At 63.5% G+C, this 16,200-nt stretch carries 15 protein-coding genes, 4 pseudogenes and 1 other annotated feature; of the genes and pseudogenes, 4 read left to right on the top strand and 15 right to left on the bottom strand.

What is annotated here, in order from left to right:
• Nucleotides 1-88: 88 nt before the first annotated feature.
• From PA01_19770 to PA01_19760, 3 genes are all read right to left on the bottom strand, one after another.
• On the bottom strand, nt 89-1,297 hold the full coding sequence (locus tag PA01_19770) for a mandelate racemase (GenBank protein KAI5912050.1): 1,209 nt from the start codon (nt 1,295-1,297) through the stop codon (nt 89-91).
• Between the two features lie 139 nt (nt 1,298-1,436).
• A complete protein-coding gene (locus tag PA01_19765; protein ID KAI5912049.1) occupies nt 1,437-2,621 on the bottom strand; it encodes an alpha-hydroxy-acid oxidizing protein in 1,185 nt (394 codons plus the stop codon).
• A 51-nt stretch (nt 2,622-2,672) separates the two neighbouring features.
• Nucleotides 2,673-3,707: a TRAP transporter large permease gene (locus PA01_19760; GenBank protein KAI5912048.1), complete on the bottom strand. Its 1,035-nt coding sequence runs from the start codon at nt 3,705-3,707 to the stop codon at nt 2,673-2,675.
• Between the two features lie 70 nt (nt 3,708-3,777).
• Between PA01_19760 and PA01_19755 the strand changes: the two genes are divergently transcribed.
• Nucleotides 3,778-5,208, top strand: a complete 1,431-nt coding sequence (locus PA01_19755) for an IS1182 family transposase (GenBank protein KAI5912047.1) — start codon at nt 3,778-3,780, stop codon at nt 5,206-5,208.
• Between the two features lie 117 nt (nt 5,209-5,325).
• Here PA01_19755 and PA01_19750 read toward each other — a convergent pair.
• The 3 genes and pseudogenes from PA01_19750 to PA01_19740 all read right to left on the bottom strand — a co-directional run bounded on the left by PA01_19750 (nt 5,326) and on the right by PA01_19740 (nt 6,391).
• Nucleotides 5,326-5,592 (bottom strand): annotated as a pseudogene (locus tag PA01_19750) (TRAP transporter permease).
• Nucleotides 5,582-6,064, bottom strand: coding sequence for a TRAP transporter small permease (locus PA01_19745; protein KAI5912046.1), 483 nt, complete (start codon nt 6,062-6,064; stop codon nt 5,582-5,584). Before PA01_19745 ends, PA01_19750 begins: the two are co-directional and overlap by 11 nt.
• 12 nt (nt 6,065-6,076) lie before the next feature.
• Complete coding sequence (locus tag PA01_19740; GenBank protein KAI5912065.1) at nt 6,077-6,391, bottom strand: hypothetical protein; 315 nt, start codon at nt 6,389-6,391, stop codon at nt 6,077-6,079.
• Nucleotides 6,392-6,470: 79 nt separating this feature from the next.
• Here PA01_19740 and PA01_19735 point away from each other — a divergent pair.
• Nucleotides 6,471-7,693, top strand: a protein-coding gene (locus PA01_19735) for an IS3 family transposase (protein KAI5912045.1) whose coding sequence is annotated in 2 segments (ribosomal slippage) — nt 6,471-6,753 and nt 6,753-7,693 — 1,224 coding nt in all. Because the reading frame shifts where the segments join, the coding sequence is not laid out codon by codon here.
• Nucleotides 6,749-6,865 (top strand) — a sequence feature (AL1L pseudoknot). (Overlaps the previous gene by 117 nt.)
• On the opposite strand, the gene PA01_19730 is transcribed toward PA01_19735, so the two are convergent.
• Both PA01_19730 and PA01_19725 read right to left on the bottom strand, forming a co-directional pair.
• On the bottom strand, nt 7,657-8,421 hold the full coding sequence (locus PA01_19730; protein KAI5912044.1) for a TRAP transporter substrate-binding protein: 765 nt from the start codon (nt 8,419-8,421) through the stop codon (nt 7,657-7,659). The two genes, PA01_19735 and PA01_19730, sit on opposite strands and share 37 nt — an antisense overlap.
• Before the next feature lie 1,034 nt (nt 8,422-9,455).
• Complete coding sequence (locus PA01_19725) at nt 9,456-9,665, bottom strand: hypothetical protein (GenBank protein KAI5912043.1); 210 nt, start codon at nt 9,663-9,665, stop codon at nt 9,456-9,458.
• Nucleotides 9,666-9,778: 113 nt separating this feature from the next.
• On the opposite strand from PA01_19725, the gene PA01_19720 reads away from it, so the two are divergent.
• Nucleotides 9,779-10,519, top strand: a complete 741-nt coding sequence (locus tag PA01_19720; GenBank protein ID KAI5912042.1) for a hypothetical protein — start codon at nt 9,779-9,781, stop codon at nt 10,517-10,519.
• A gap of 146 nt (nt 10,520-10,665) precedes the next feature.
• On the opposite strand, the gene PA01_19715 is transcribed toward PA01_19720, so the two are convergent.
• Nucleotides 10,666-11,649: an IS5 family transposase gene (locus tag PA01_19715; GenBank protein KAI5912041.1), complete on the bottom strand. Its 984-nt coding sequence runs from the start codon at nt 11,647-11,649 to the stop codon at nt 10,666-10,668.
• Between the two features lie 155 nt (nt 11,650-11,804).
• Between PA01_19715 and PA01_19710 the strand changes: the two genes are divergently transcribed.
• Nucleotides 11,805-12,666 (top strand): IS5 family transposase gene (locus PA01_19710; GenBank protein KAI5912040.1). Its coding sequence is split into 2 segments (ribosomal slippage): nt 11,805-12,220 and nt 12,219-12,666, totalling 864 coding nucleotides; the frame shifts between segments, so codons are not numbered across the junction.
• A 104-nt stretch (nt 12,667-12,770) separates the two neighbouring features.
• Here the strand turns inward: PA01_19710 and PA01_19705 are convergent.
• From PA01_19705 to PA01_19680, 6 genes and pseudogenes are all read right to left on the bottom strand, one after another.
• Nucleotides 12,771-12,974, bottom strand: a complete 204-nt coding sequence (locus PA01_19705) for a hypothetical protein (GenBank protein KAI5912039.1) — start codon at nt 12,972-12,974, stop codon at nt 12,771-12,773.
• A gap of 3 nt (nt 12,975-12,977) precedes the next feature.
• Nucleotides 12,978-13,589 (bottom strand): class I SAM-dependent methyltransferase, encoded by a 612-nt coding sequence (locus PA01_19700; protein ID KAI5912038.1) that lies wholly within the window; start codon nt 13,587-13,589, stop codon nt 12,978-12,980.
• Between the two features lie 138 nt (nt 13,590-13,727).
• Nucleotides 13,728-14,040 (bottom strand): annotated as a pseudogene (locus PA01_19695) (hypothetical protein).
• A 5-nt stretch (nt 14,041-14,045) separates the two neighbouring features.
• Nucleotides 14,046-14,810, bottom strand: a complete 765-nt coding sequence (locus PA01_19690) for an enoyl-CoA hydratase (GenBank protein KAI5912064.1) — start codon at nt 14,808-14,810, stop codon at nt 14,046-14,048.
• A 73-nt stretch (nt 14,811-14,883) separates the two neighbouring features.
• Nucleotides 14,884-15,596: pseudogene (locus PA01_19685) on the bottom strand (ABC transporter ATP-binding protein).
• Nucleotides 15,597-15,854: 258 nt separating this feature from the next.
• Nucleotides 15,855-16,169: pseudogene (locus PA01_19680) on the bottom strand (hemerythrin domain-containing protein).
• Nucleotides 16,170-16,200 lie beyond the last annotated feature (31 nt).

The following is a 16,200-nucleotide window of genomic DNA, read 5'->3' as shown; positions in this document are numbered from 1 at the left end:
TTTGTCCACCACCGCCAGCTCGTTCTCACTGAGATCGTCACCGCCTAGCAGACGAATCGGGTCGAGCCACTCATATCCCCGCGGATCATCAAATAGCGGCTGCCGATCGGCGCGACAAAGCGCGGCCATCCCTGACCGTACGCGCTCTAAGGCACGCGCGCGACGGCCTGGCGGCATAATTACCGAACACGGCTGAGGGGCGCCGAGCCGCGGGTGAACCGCGACGCTCACACAAACAAAGAATCGACGTCCCTTGGTTGGCGGCTACAGGGCGCCCAAAAACGACCCGCAGGCGTGCGCAACAGAATCCGGAACACGCGGCCCGTAGGCACACTTCGTTACGCGAGGTCACGCGCCACCTCCGACTCCTTCCAAGACACTCCGGTACCAGGGGCGTCGGACACAACGGCGGACTCATTCTCGAATTGCAAGGGTCCCGCAGGATGCGGTCGGCAAGGCCCATCCGCTCCAGCCAGTGTGCTGTTGGCGTCACCGCCAGCAGGTGCGCACTGATCTCCTGGAAGATGTGGCTCGACATCGGTAGGCCTCGCAGTTCAGCCAGCGTCGCCGCCTTCAGCCGACCAGCCATTTCGCCGATCTTCATCACGTCCGGCATGACTAGGTCACACGCATTGGCATCGAGCGCCCACTGCATTTCTCCCACTCCGCACCAGTTCTCGCCCATTTGTATGGGCATGCCCCCTGTAGCGCGAATCCGTGCGTGGCCAGCGTAGTCCTCCTGCAGTGTTGGCTCTTCCACCCAGGCGAGCCCATAAGGCTGCAACGTACGGATGCGGTGCATCACTTCGGGCACGGACAGCGACTGGTTGCAATCCACCATCAACGCGATGTCGTCGCCGATCTGGCGCTGGATCAGCTCCACGATGTGGCAATCCTCGGCAAGGTCGCGGTAGCCGATCTTCATCTTGATCGCCCGCAATCCCGCCTCCATGGCACGACCGGCACGCAGAAGACCAATTTCCTCGCCATCCATGTTATGACTGTCGTAGGCAGGGACCGGCTTCACACGTCCGTCGAGCAATGCGGCCAACGGCAAGTCATGCAACTTGGCGAGCGCGTCCCAGGTTGCCATGTCCAAGCCGGCGCAGGCGATCGTGACGAGGCCAGTGCGGCCGAGTAGCCGCAGGCGGCGCGCGAATAGGGTCTCGAACTCCACAGGGGCGAGTGTCTGACCGACGAGTTCGTCGCCGAGCGACTGCACCAGATTCTGCGTGCTTTCGAGTGCGAGGGGGGTGTAGGTGAAGACATATGCATGTCCGACGATCCCGTTGTCCAAGTGCAGATCGATCAGTACAGGGGCGAAGTGGCAACGCCGCCGACGCTCGTGCGCACGGGGTATTCCAACGGCACATTCACAGTGCGCGCGACGACTCGCTCCACTCAGGCCGCTCCTTGAAGTGACGCAAGTTCCACCATCATTTCTCCTTTGCACGGTTCGGACGCGACAATCCCGCGTTACACCAATAGTCATCAACCCGAACCAGGCACCCCCGATCCAGCCCCTCAACTCGGCTTGCACCCGACAGAATCATCGCCCGCTCAAGCTCCGTGCCGATCAGTCCCAGTATGGTGCTTGCGCCCGCTTCGCCATCATTGGCCAATCCATACAACAATGGGCGTCCGAGAAAGACGGCTCGTGCCCCCATCGCGAGGGCCTTCGCGACATCGAGGCCGCTGCGAAAACCGCTGTCGACGAAAACCGGAATGCGTCCTTCCACCGCATCGAGCACCCGTGTCACGGCGCCAATTGTCGATGCTGCTCCGTCGAGCTGTCGGCCGCCATGGTTGGAGACGATCAGTCCGTCGATGCCGCGTGCGACCGCTTCACGCGCATCCTCGGGATGCAAGATGCCCTTCAGCACCAGCGGGCCGTCCCACAGCCGGCGCAGCCAGCCGAGACAGTCCCACGACAGGCTGCGGTCCATCTCGCGGCTCAGGAGCGCCGCCTGCAGCGCCAGCGAATCTTCGCCTTCGCGCTCGGCGAGATTGACGAAAGCCGGCATGCCGCTGCGCAAGAAGCGCCACAACCACCGCGGGTGCATGGCCAAGTCCGCGAGCGTGGCCGGAGTCGGTCGGAACGGCAGCTGGAAACCGTTGCGCACGTCGCGCTCGCGGTACCCGCTGACCGGCACATCAACCGTGAGCACCAGGGCGCCATAACCGCTCGCCTTAGCCCTGCGTACCATCTGCTCGGCGATGCTGCGTTCGCGCATGACATAGAGCTGCATCCAGTTCAACGCGCGCTGCGGCTCGGCAACCTTCTCCAATCGCTCATTCGATGCGGTCGAGAGCACGAAAGGAACGCCCGCATCAGCCGCCGCACGCGCGAGCATGCAGTCGCCGCCCGGGCGGGTGAGCCCGTTAAACCCCATCGGCGCGATGCCGAAAGGCCGGCGCCAGATCTCGCCGAAGACTTCGATGCGCGTATCGAGTGTTGCCGTGTCGCGCAGAACTCGTGGCAGCAGCGCAAGACGGGACAGATCGTCGGCATTGCGGCGCAGGCAGTCGTTGCGCTCAGCCGCGCCATCCACGTAATCAAAGGCGAAACGGGGCAGCGCCCGCCGAGCTGCGCGACGGTGATTTTCAACATTCAGCTTCATCTGCTTTCCCGAATCGATGGATGATCCGCCGGACGGATCCGGCGGTGCTCATCATGCAATCAAATGCGGCAGCCACAGCGACAGCACCGGGAACGCACACAGGATGGCCAGCCTGGCCACATCAACCGCCACGAACGGCATTACACCGGAATAGACCTTGCCCAGCGGAATGTCGCGTGCAATTGAATTGATGACGAAGACGTTGATTCCGACCGGTGGCATGATCATCCCGAAGGTCACCGCCATCACCGTGATCACGCCGAACCACACCGGATCGAAGCCCAGCTCGATCATCGCCGGAAACACGATGGGGACCGTCAGCAGGACCATCGCCAGTTCGTCCATCACCGCGCCGAGCAGGAAGTAGCCGACCAGCACCACCGCCAGTACCCCGTAGGCACCAATCGGCAGATTGACCAGGAACTCGACCGCATTCTGGGTGAACTGCGTAATGGTGAGGAAATAGCCGAAGAGGAAGGCGCCGACGACGATGAACATGATCGACGACGAGATGCGTAGCGAATCAATCAGGGACTGCCGAATCGTCCTCCAGCCGAGGCGCCGCCGCGCCAGCCCGATTGCCAACGTGCCCATCGCGCCCACGCCCGCCCCTTCCTGCACCGTGAAGTAGCCAGCGTAGACGCCGCCGAGCACCAACACGAAGAGCAGAATCACGGGCCACAGGCCGACTGAAGTACGCACGCGCTCGCCCCAGCCATGACGCTTACCGACCGGCATGCTGGCCGGACTGCGCCACCCGAGGTACTGCACCAGAAGGAAGTAGAAGAGGACGCCCAGCAAACCTGGCACGACCCCGGCCGCGAAGAGCTGCGTAATGTCGGTGTCGGTCATGATCCCATACAGTACGAAGATGACCGAAGGCGGAATCATGATGCCCAATGTGCCCCCGGCAGCGATGAGTCCTGCAGCGAAGCTTGGTGCATAACCCGCCTTGCGCATCTCCGGCAAAGCAACCTGAGTCATCGTCGCGGCGGTCGCCACCGACGAGCCGTTGATCGCCGCGAACCCGCCGCAAGCGGCAATGGACGCGTACGCCAAGCCGCCGCGGCGGTGTCCGAACCACATTCGGCCGAGGCTGTGTAAAAACGCCTCTTATGGCATGATATTGGCATTGTTGTCAGGGTGATCGGGTGCCATGAAACGATTCATCGAAGGACAGTGCCGGACACAGAGCGCATTACTACCCGAGAGTCTGGATGACTTTGTCGCCGAGACAAATCCGGTACGGGTGATCGACGTCTTCGTCGATGAGCTTGATCTGCGCAAGCTGGGCTTCGCTGGCGTCGATCCAGCGGCCACCGGACGCCCCGCCTACCATCCGGCCGCGCTCCTCAAACTCTACATCTACGGCTACCTGAACCGGATCCAGTCGAGTCGGCGCCTGGAGCGCGAAGCTCAGCGCAACCTGGAGTTGATGTGGCTCATCGGACGCCTGACGCCCGACTTCAAGACCATCGCCAACTTCCGCAAGGACAATCCGAAGGGCATCCGTGGCGTCTGTCGCCAGTTCGTCGTGCTGTGCCGCGAACTGGGACTGTTCGCCGAAGCGGTGGTCGCGATCGACGGCAGCAAATTCAAGGCAGTCAATAACCGCGATCGCAACTTCACCAGCGCCAAGCTGCAACGGCGCATGGAAGAGATCGAATCGAGCATCGAGCGCTACCTGGTCGAGATGGACAGCGCTGACCGGCAAGAGCCGGCTGTGGCCCAGGCGAAGAAGGAGCGACTGCAGGACAAGATTACGACGCTGAAGGCGCGAATGAAGGAACTCGAAGCGATCGGCGTGCAGCTCGAGAACGCGCCCGACAAGCAGGTTTCCCTCACGGATCCCGACGCCCGCTCGATGAAGACGCGGGGCACGGGCATCGTCGGCTACAACGTGCAGACGGCCGTCGAGACCAAGAACCACCTGATCGTCGCCCACGAGGTAACCAACGACGGGCTGGACCGAGATCAACTGAGCAAGATGGGCAAGCAGGCCCGCAAGGCGATGCGAGTGGAGTACCTCACGGCAATCGCCGATCGGGGCTATTTCAAGAGCGAGGAAATCCTCGCCTGCCACAAAGCCGGCGTCGTGCCGCTCGTTCCGAAAAGCACGACTTCCAACGCGAAAGCCGAGGGGCGGTTCGACCGGGCAGACTTCGTGTACGACCGTGACAACGACGAGTACGTCTGTCCAGCCGGCGAGCGCCTGATCTGGCGCTTTGCGCGAGTCGAGGCGAGGCTGACGATGAATCGCTACTGGAGCTCATCCTGCCCGCGATGTGCCCTCAAGCACCAATGCACCCCGAGTGACTATCGGCGTGTGAGCCGCTGGGTGCATGAGGAAGAGCTGGAGGTCATGCAGGCGCGGCTCGATAAAGCGCCGGACAGTATGCGTATCCGACGTCGGACGGTCGAACACCCCTTCGGCACCCTCAAGGCGTGGATGGGCGCGACCCACTTTCTGACCAAGGGCCTCGAACGCGTCCGAACGGAGATGAGTTTGCACGTTCTGGCGTACAACCTGAAGCGAGTAATGAATCTGATGGGAAACGAGGCACTGATGGCAGCGATGCGGGCCTGAAGCAGGTCTATTACGTCCTCAATAACGCCGCCTCGCCGCCAGCGAATGACTTGAATTGCCAAGAGTCCTGCCGACGCGGACGCCGGGCAGCGCAGGTTGAACCGTTTTTACACAGCCTCGGCCAGAATGAAACAGTTCCTGGCTCATGCCCGAACTTGACGCAAATGCGCCCATCAGGATGAACATCGGAATCACCGACAGGTTGTAGTCCGTCACGACGGACAGCGGCACGTTGGCGAGCAGGTTGAGTGCCGGCCCCACGCCAGACAGGACGCCAAAGCCGAGTACGCCGACCACGCCCATCGCAATGCCGACGGGGATGCGCAGCACCATCAGCACGAACATCAGAACGAAGCCCCCGAGGGCGACGAGATCACGATCCATGCTGTTCCTCCTCGCCTCGAACGTGATTCATCAGCAATTCGATAAGACGTGCACAGGCCAGCAAGGCGCCGCAACTTATGCCAGCGGCGGCGATCGCATAGGGGCCCAGCAGCGGAAGACGCAGGTCCGAGGTCGACTGCGTACCAACGCCGCCGACCTTGACCCATACCATCCATGCCAGCGGCAGCAGGAACGCCGCGCAGACCGCAGCGGCGAGAATGTCCAGCCGGCGTCGGTTAGGGGGCCCCAGGTGCTCCCAGAGGATATCGACACAGATGTGCCCGCCGCGGTAGCTGGCGATCGCCATCCCCCAGAACAGCGCGACGCCCAGCAACAGCTGGGAACCGTCGAACCAGTCGGGGATCGTCACGCCCAGCAGTTCCCGGCTGAGCACGTTGGTGGTGGTGAGTAGCGCGATCAGCAGCAGGAAGACCGCGGCCACCGTTTCAGTCGCCGCGAGCAGCGTTTTCATGGTGTCCTCCGCTCAGTATGCGGCGTTGCGAGCGGTCAACTCCCGCCGATATTCGTCGAGCACTTCGACCGGATCAGCGCTTCCAGCAGGCATCGCCTTGGCCCACATGTCGTACACCGGCGTCACTGCCTTCTTCCATTTGTCCAGTTGGTCCGGCGTGAGCTTGACGATGGTCTGGCCCCCGCCCATCTCGGCAAGCTTGGCCGCGCCGGAATCCTCCTCGTCGCCCCAGGCGGTGCCGACCTTGGCCGCCCACTCGTTGTTGCAGTGGTCGTCGATCACCTGGCGCTGCGCGGTCGAGAGCTGGTCGTACCAGCCCTTGTTCATCACCCACACGAAGGAAGCGTTGTAAAGCTGAATCGCCCCGGGTTTTGCGGAGGCTCCAACTCTTGAGAAGATGGAGCCCATGAAAAAGACAGCGAAGTTCTCCCCCGAGGTCACCGAGCGCGCCGTGCGTATGGTGTGTGAGGCCAAGGGTCAGTACGAATCCCAGTGGGCGGCGATCGTCTCGATCGCGGCAAAGATTGGCTGCACGGCGGAGACACTGCGCCGGTGGGTTCGCCAGCATGAGCGCGACACCGGCCAGCGCGAGGGGCTCACGAACGCCGAGCAGCAACGCATCAGGGAACTCGAGCGCGAGGTCCGCGAGCTGAAGAAGGCCAACGAGATCCTGCGCCTGGCCAGCGCGTATTTCGCGCAGGCGGAGCTCGACCGCCGCAACAAGTGATGAACGGTTTCATCGACACGCACCGCGAGCACTTCGGGGTCGAGCCGATCTGCAAGGTGCTGCAGGTCGCCCCGTCGGCTTATCGACGTGCCGTGGCGCGCCGGCGCGATCCGGCTTTGCGCTGTGCGCGGGCCCGTCGCGACGCGATGCTGGAGGACCACATCGAGCGGATCTGGCAGGCGAATCTGCAGGTGTATGGAGCGCGCAAGGTATGGCGGCAGTTGCGGCGCGAAGGCCTTGAGGTCGCCCGCTGCACGGTTGAGCGGTTGATGCGTGTCAAAGGGCTGCGCGGCGCCATGCGCGGCAAGGTCATGCGGACTACCCGGCCGGATCCTGCTGCTCCTTGTCCGCTCGATCGCGTCAATCGTCAGTTCGCCGCGCAGCGCCCGAACCAGCTCTGGGTTTCCGACTTCACCTATGTCTCGACCTGGCAGGGTTTCGTGTACGTCGCCTTCGTCATCGACGTCTTCGCCCGCTACATCGTAGGTTGGCGCGTCAGCCGGTCCATGCGCACGGAGTTCGTCCTCGATGCGCTGGAACAGTCCCTGTGGGCGCGCCAACCCGAACGTAATGCTTTGATTCATCATAGCGATCGCGGCTCGCAGTACGTCTCGATCCGATACAGCGAGCGACTGGCAGAAGCGGGCATCGAGCCGTCGGTCGGCAGCCGGGGCGACAGCTACGACAACGCGCTCGCCGAAACCATCAACGGGCTCTACAAGGCAGAAGTCATTCACCGGCGTGGGCCCTGGAAAAGCGTCGAAGCGGTCGAGCTGGCCACCCTCGAATGGGTCTCGTGGTTCAACCATCACCGGTTACTTGAGCCGATCGGGTACATTCCCCCAGCCGAAGCCGAGGCAAACTATTACCGCAGCCTTGGCGAGCAGGCGGTCGCCGCCTGACTCACACAAAACGGCCTCCGCGAAACCCGGGGCGATTCAAGCCGCATGTCGGTGTGGAATTTGGCCGCCTTGTGCACGTTGAAGGTGATCAGCGAATTCCACGGGAAGGTGATGGCGTCGGCCACCCCTTTGTCGAGCGCGTCGCGCGACTCCGGCGCCGACACCTGCACGTTGCTGCCGCCGAGCAGGGTCACCATCTGCGCCACCGTGCCGTTGGCCGGACGGATCTTCATGCCGCGGATCTGGTTTGGGTCGGTGATCGGGGCCTTGGAATGCAGCGTACCAATGTGCATGTGGGCGAAACAGAGCTTGACGTCGGCCATCTCCTTGGCCGCGTATTTGCGATACCAGGCGTCGAGCGCAGCGGACCCCGCACCCGGCGTGCTCGCCTGGAAGGGTAGTTCGCTTGCTGCGAAGATCGGGAAGCGGCCCGCCTGGTAGCCGGGGCTGACCCAGCTCATGTCGGCGATGCCGTCGCGCGCCATGTCGTAGTGGTCCGCCGCCTTGCCGAGTTGCTGGGCGGGGAAGGACATCACCTTGATGCTGCCACCCGACGCGGCTTCCACGGATTTTGCCCAAGGCGCAAAGCCGGTTTTCACGAGCGCATGCTGCGCCGGCAGCCAGTGTGCCAAACGCAGCTCCACCTGCTTGTCCGCGGCGACCGCCGGCAATGCGGCAGCCAAGCCGAGAGTCATAGCGAAACCGTAGACGAAAGTGTGCTTGTTCATGTCTTGTCTCCTCACTTTGGTGAATAGTTATAGGTTTATATAAAACATTTTGACGTAAAACAGATTGCATGGGAACGAAGCCCTCGGCCATATTACCGCGGACGATCCGTACCGGCACCGCCCGCGGTTGTGGTACGGGCCTATCCAGCGCAAGGGCAACGTCGCGACGTTCCGAGTCCGCGAGTGCGGCGACATGGGCAGCGGTCACCCGCTCGGACAGCCTTTCGGGGTCGCCCCCATTCTGCTCCAGCAGTTCGAGGATCAAGCGCATGCTGCGATGGCCACGCTCGGCAGTGTCCCATAGCCTTTGATCAATCGGCCGCAGCGTGCGAGTTCCAGCGCCAACGATGGACTACGCTCTGCGTCTCGCTCTACAGCCGCCAGCCAGCGCTCCATTACCTGTTGCTCCTGGGCAAAGCGCAGGCTTGGCGGCCGTAAGGGTTTCAAGCAGCGCAGCAGGGCTAAGAGTGCGAAACCGGACACAGTGTCTGTCCGCAATCGCAATCGCAATCGCAATCGCAAGCCCATGCCATTGACAAGTCGCGCGCTCTTCAACATCGGCTCGATCCACTGCCCAAGGCCTGCTGGCAGCACCGCCCGAATTTCCTCCAGCGCGGCTTCAGAAACTCCGTGACATATACCGGCTCGACCAGCCGTGCACCTACTTCAGCACGCATCTGATCGATCCGCGAACGACGAGTTTTCAGTTCAGCAACACGAACGACATCCTCGTATGTCATCCACAGCAAGGTGACGCGCGACTTCGGTACCGACTTCATCTGCATCGCCTGCCTTGAGACAGTCTGAGCGCAGCCGCTGCAAGCAACGTGACGCATATGCCCCATCCTGGTAGTCGCGCACCTGCGCGTAGCCTTCCGCAGCCACGCCGCCTACCGCCCGCGGCAAATCGCTCACCGGAGCCAGGTCGGCCGCAATGCGCGCCTGACTATCGGCCCGCGCTGTCGCTGTCATGCCTGCGCGGGCGCGCCCGCGTCGAAACCACGCAGACTGGTCTCGACCCCCTTGCCCGATCGCTAGATTGCACCGTCGCACGCCTCGCATGGAAATGGCAGGCAGTCCGAACCGACCATCGCAGCGAACAGTACTGTGTTGATGAGGGTGCCCTGCTGCCAGGAGATTTCACGCATATCTAAGGCAATCACCTCGCCCGCCAGCTGACGAGCTGTGTCGAACACCCGTGTCGGGTCGTACCGGCCGTCGCCCATACCGGTCTTCTCCGACACCGCGAATTCGCGATGAGTGAATGATGTGCTTCGCATTCTGGGGCCGGCCGCTGCGAATTTGCCGCGCGTCCGTCGGCGCGTGGTCGGGGAAAAGGCTAAATAGGGGACCAGTCATGAGGCATTTGCCCACCGTGGGACTAATCGTGCCGCCCGCAAGCGGTGCCATACCTCCTGAACCGCCCGTTCTTTATGGCCGGGAGGTGCGCTTTCTCTCGGCCGGCCTCGGGCTTGAGAAGATGACGCCGGAGGGATATGAGGCCGTTATCGACAGGACCGGCGAACTTGCCCGCCGCCTGGTGGCGGATGGCGCCGACGCCGTAATCATGATGGGCACCTCGCTCAGTTTCTATAGGGGACCGACCTTCAATGACGAGTTGGTGCACATCATGGAAGCCGCTGGGGGGCGTCCGGCAACCACCATGAGCAACGCGATTGTCGAGGCGCTGCGCGCGGTCGGCGCCAGCCGCATCGCCGTTGCCACCGCCTATGTGGAGGCGGTCAACCAAAGGCTTGCCGACTTCCTGCGCTTTGCTGGTTTCGAGGTGGCGGTGCTGGACTCGCTCGATATCGAGCGTGTCGAGGACGTGCCCAGCGTTGGCGCCGGGCGGTTAATGGAGATCGGGGTGCGGGCGGGAACGGCTCAACCGGTCGACGCCCTGCTGCTGTCCTGTGGTGGGCTCCAGACCCTGGGGGTCACGGTTCCTCTTGAGTGCGAGCTCGGCATCCCGGTTATTTCCAGTGCCATGGCCGGTGCTTGGGCGGCCGCGCGTTTGGTCGGCCATAGCGGGGCGAGCCCAAGTTTCGGCCGGCTGTTCGAGTCGACTGGGCGCGATCTTCTGCCGCGGTGTACCTAGGGAGACGCTGAACAAATGACGAACCCGTCGTCGATGATCGGCCGTGGCAACGTTTGCTCCGAGAATTTGATCGGATCGTTCGCGGAATTGCTCGCGCGGAGAGCTTTCCGGGGCGGGTTCAATGTGCGTTCTTCGATTTTCATCATTCAGGACGCACTGCGGGCGTCGGGCACGAGCAATCGCCGACGCGCCAGGACCAGATTGGCGAGCCCGAAGAGCGAGAACAACTGCGCGGTGTTCTTCGCCAACCCGCGGTAACGCGTCTTGCGGTGACGAAACAGGTTCTTCACGACATGGAAAGGATGCTCGACCTTTGCCCGGATGCGCGCCTTGGCATGTTCATACTGCTCGAGCAGCCGGTCGAGACGGCTCGTGCCCAGCGCCTTGCGCTTGCCCGGGCGCATCGCCACGTGCCAGTCGATCGAGAGGCCCTTGTTCTCATCGCGCTTGTGCACGCCCTGATAGCCCGCGTCGCCGAGCACATCGGTCTCGTCGCCGTGCAGCAGCGCATGCGCCTGGGTGACATCCGCGACGTTGGCCGCGGTGCCGACCAGGGTATGGACCAGACCGGAATCGGCATCGACACCGATGTGCGCCTTCATGCCGAAGTGCCACTGCTTGCCTTTCTTGGCTTGATGCATCTCCGGGTCGCGGGCTTGCTCGCGATTCTTCGTCGAGGGCGGCGCGGCGATCAGCGTGGCATCGACGATGGTGCCTTCACGCATCATCAAGCCTTTCTGTGCAAGGTGGGCGTTGATCGTCTCGAAGATCTTGCGCGTCAACCCGTGCGTCTCGAGCAGGCGCCGGAACTTGAGCAGCGTCGTCGCATCCGGAGCGGACTCGCGCGCCAGATCGATGCCGATGAAACGGCGGATCGACTGGCTGTCGTAGACAGCGTCCTCGATCCCTTCGTCCGACAGCCCGAAGCACTGCTGCGCCACGTACATCCGCAGCATTCGCTCGAGCCCGATCGGCGGACGACCGCGGCCTTCTCCCTTCGGATAGTGCGGTTCGAGTTCGGCCACCAACGCCGACCAAGGCGTTACCGCCTCGATCTCGGCCAGGAACCGATCGCGCCGCGTCAGCTTCTTCTTCGCAGCGTACTCAAGGTCGGAAAAGCTCGATTGCATGCTCAGTCTCGGGGGCGTGGGCTGAAAGAATTATCTCAAACGCATCGGCAGCACGGGTCCACGGTGTCCGAATAAATCAGCGTCTCCTTAGAACTTATCCGTAAATAGATATACTCTCCCTGAAGCCGCAGTTGCCGCGTTGTTGGGGAGAGGGTATGACCGGGCGAGTTCAATCGTGGGAGGTGACCGATGCGTTCTGGGAGCGTGTGGAGCCACTGATTCCGCAACGCGCGCCCTCTCCGGGCAAGCGGTACGTGCGCAAACCGGGGGCTGGGCGCCCGCCCAAGCCGCCACGACTGGTGTTCGAAGCCATTGTGTATGTGCTGCGCACGGGCTGCCAATGGAAGGCCTTGCCCAAGGAGCGATTCGGCAGCGCCAGCGCGGTGCACAAGCGCTTTCTCCAATGGGAGAAGGCGGGGCTGTTCGAAGCGCTGTGGCAGGCTGGGCTGGCCGAGTACGACGAGATGGAAGGCATTGCCTGGCGCTGGCAAAGCGTGGATGGGGCGATGATGAAAGCGCCTCTGGCACAAGAAGCCGTGGGGCCCAACCCGACGGATCGGGGGAAAAAAGGGGAGCAAACGTCATCTGCTCGTCGACGGCCGTGGCGTCCCGTTGTCGCTCATCGTGACCGGGGCCAACGTCAATGATGGCAAGCGGCTCGTAGAGGTGCTCAGCGCCATCATGATCAAGCGCAAGAACCCGCCGCGGCGGCGACACAAGCACCTGTGTGCCGATGCTGGATATCGCAGTGCGGGGAACCGTCAAACCATCGAGGCGCACGGCTATATCCCTCATGTGGTCAATCGCCGCAAGGAAGCCGCCATGAAACGTCGCAATCCGAAAAAGAAGGCCAGGCGCTGGGTGGTCGAGGTCTGCCACAGCTGGTTCAACCGCTTTCGCAAACTGCTCGTGCGCTACGAGAAACTCGAACGCAGCTTCCTCGCCCTCAATCATCTGGCCGCTGCCATCATCGCCTTTCGCAAGGTGCCGCTCAGCGTCAATATAATTTACGGATAGATTCTTAATGGCCCCGTGTGAGCGGGAGCAGCCGGCCAAGCCAAGAAGCGCTGAAATTCCACCACCAATGTCCAGATCGATTTGCAAGCTGTCGTCCAGCCTTTTCAGGCCAGCTGCGCCTGAATCGGCGGGCATTTCACCGAGCCGAAGGAACAGAACACGCAACAGTCGCCGGGGTTGGGGCGCAGCAGCGCCTTGCAGTTTCGGCACTCGTAGAAGAACTGGCAGGCGTCGGTCGGCATGGTTTCCTGCCGGGCGAATCCACAGTGTGGGCACGTCAACACGGACTCCAGGACAATGGGACTCACTGCTCACCTTTCCCGGTGGGTGCGGATGAAAACTGCCCCGTAGTGGTAGGGCGGCAGCTCGACCAGCGTTTCCAGCTTGAAGCCGGCCGGCTCGACCACCGTGCGGGTTTGTTCCGGCGACATGCGCATTTCTGTCTTGGGGCCTCGCGGCTGGCCGAGGACGGTCGTTTGTTCGCGCGGCAGGGAATGCCAATTGACGATGACGAAGCGGCCGTTGGGCTTCAAGGCCGCAGCGACTTCGCGGGCCAGTGCCGTCTTGTCCGGCGCGCCGTGGAAGGTGTTGGCGATCAGCACATAGTCTGCGGGCGCATCCAGCAGACAGCTCAGCGCCATGGCGTCCCCCAGCAGCCAGTCGCAATTCGCCATCCCCTCGCACGCCGCTTGCGCCTGCTTCAGCATGACCGGATCGAGGTCGAAACCGATGACGTGCCCCGAACCCACCTGCCGGGCGATGGCAGCCGTAAAATAACCGTCGCCGCAGCCCAGATCGACGACCGTCATCCCTTGCTCGATGCGCACGGCCTTGACGACACCATCAGGGTCGGGCCACAGGGCATGCCACCAGTCCCTGTCCGGCATGCCCGTGGCGGGAAACAACTGCTCCTGGATCGTCATTCGAGGTTCTTCTTCATCCGCTGGTACTCCTCTTGGCAGGGTGTTTCCGTCCCGTTGATGGCTCGTAAGTCCTGAAACCCTAAACCTACGCCAGAAGTTACGCCGATTGGCGTAGCTCGGCGGAAGCAAGAAGCTCGATCAGACGGTGCGTTCGTTTCCCGCAAGGTCTGCCGCGCGGGCGCGTTCTCCCGCAAACCCGATGTACCAGTCGAGCGAAGCCGGGTTCATCATCGCATCGCAACTGGCCGCCTTTTCGGAGGCACGCCCATCACGATCTTCCGGACCGGAATCTCCATCTTCTTGCCGGTCAATGTGTACGGAACGGCGTGGACGCTGTGGATCGCGTCCGGCACTGGTGCGGGCTGCAGTCGGTCCGCAGGCGGGACGCAGTCTTCGCTTCCCGCGCCGCGTCGAGGGCGACACCGTCGACGAGGCGCACGAACAGTGGCATTCGGCTCAGCGATGGGTGTAGATCGCGCTGCGTTTGGCGACGAAGGCCGCCATGCCTTCCTTTTGGTCCTGCAGCCCGAAGGTCGCGTGGAAACTCCGTCGCTCGAATAGCAGGCCTTCCGACAGGCCCGATTCGAAGGCGCGGTTCACCGACTCTTTGATCATCATCGCGACCGGGAGGGAAAAGGCAGCGATCCGCGCGGCGGCTTCGAGCGCTTCGTCGAGCAGGCGCTCGGCGGGGACGATGCGCGACACGAGTCCGACACGCTCGGCTTCCTGCGCATCCATCATCCGGGCGGTCAGGCACATGTCCATCGCCTTCGCCTTGCCGACCGCGCGCGGCAGCCGTTGCGTGCCGCCCGCGCCCGGCAGCACGCCGAGGCGGATTTCGGGCTGGCCGAATCGAGCGTCTTCAGCGGCGATGATCATGTCGCAGGTCATCGCCAGCTCGCATCCGCCCCCGAGCGCGAAGCCGCGAACCGCCGCGATGACCGGTTTGCGGACGCGAGCGAGCCGGTCCCAGTTCCGCGACACGTAGTTCGTCTTGTAGACGTCCATGTAGCTCCAGTCCGCCATCGCGTCGATGTCGGCCCCGGCCGCGAAGGCCTTGCCCGCACCGACGATGACGATCGCGCCGATCGACTCGTCGGCGTCCATCGCCTCGAGCTCGTCGCCGAGCAGGTCGATGAGGGCATCGCTCAGCGCGTTTAGGTGGTCGGGGCGGTTCAGCGTGAGCAAGCCGACGCGGCCCCGGCGCTCGGCGAGTACCAGCGGTTCACCAAGCTTGTCCTTTGAATCGTGGAGGTCGGACACGGTATTTCTCCCAATTTATTCGTGACGGGCATCACATGCCCAGATAAGCCTTCTTCACCTGTTCGTCGTGCAGCAGCTCGGGGCCCGGCCGCTGAGAATCGTGTGGCCGGTCTCGACGACGTAGCCGATGTCGGCGATCGCCAATGCGGCGTGCGCGTTCTGCTCGACGAGGAAGATCGTGATGCCTTCGGCCTTGAGGCGCCGGATGACGCGGAAGATCTCCTCGACGAGCAGGGGCGCGAAGGCCCATCGAAGGCTCGTCGAGCAGCAGCAGCTTCGGCCGTCCCATCAACGCGCGCGCCATCGCGAGCATCTGCTGCTGCCCGCCGGAGAGCGTCCCCGCGGGCAGCGCGCGCTTCTCCTTCAGGATCGGGAAGATGCCGTACATGCGCTCGAGGTCCTGCTCGATCTCGCGATCATGGCGGACGTAGGCACCCAGGCGCAGGTTGTCCTCGATGCTCATCGGGCCGAACACCTGCCGCCCTTCGGGCACCTGGCAGATGCCGGCGCGCACGCGTTTTTCCGGGGCGAGACGCGTGATGTCCTCGCCCGGAAGCGCACCGCCCCGCTAGAAGCGGGCTGCACGCCGGAGATCGTGCGCAGCAGCGTCGTCTTGCCGGCGCCGTTCGCACCCACCAGCGCGACGAGCTGGCCTTGCTTCACGTCGAGGTCGATGCCGTGCAACGCCTGGATGCGGCCGTAGTGCGAGGTCAAGCCGCGGATCTCGAGGACGGTTTCGCGCACCGGCTGGGCGGGGGCGAGGAAGGACGGCGTCTCGCGCCGGCCGCCGAGACCGACGGGCTCGGGCGCGAGCGCGATGATGCGGGCCTTGAGCATGTCGAGCTCACCACGGGCGCGGCTGCCGAACAGCGGATCTTCGTCGGCCGCGAAGGCTTCGTCGATGCGCTCCCAGTCCTCGGGCGTCAGCGCGTGGCGTGCGGAGGGAATGACCGTCGTTTCCTCGAAGCGCATGTGCTGGCGCAGGTGCTCGGCGAACTCGCGCAAGGCGTCGAGGAAGACCTGCTGGTCGCCGCGTCGGCCCTCGCGGAACGTCACCGCCAGTGCATGGACGCGGTCGCGGTGGGCCGGGCCGTCGCGGTGCTCTGCTTCGAGCCGGGCGATGGCTTCCGCCGCAGCCGGATCCCTGCGCCGCAGGGCCGGGAACAGGAACTCGTCTTCCTTGCGGTGGTGGATGCGGTCGATGTACACGTCCAGGTATTCCAGCAGCTCGACCGTCGTCGCGGCGGCGGCCCGCGCGTCGCGGTCGGCGGCAATGGCTTCGCCCAGCGCGTCGAGGGCCGTCGCGACGCGCCACATCCCGCGGTGCTCCGCCTGGATGACGTCGATC

The sequence above is a fragment of the Azoarcus sp. PA01 genome (genome assembly GCA_001274695.2).
Lineage (GTDB): Bacteria > Pseudomonadota > Gammaproteobacteria > Burkholderiales > Rhodocyclaceae > Aromatoleum.
The sequence above is the reverse complement of the archived record's forward strand: the minus strand, read 5'-3'. Positions and strand labels throughout refer to the sequence as shown.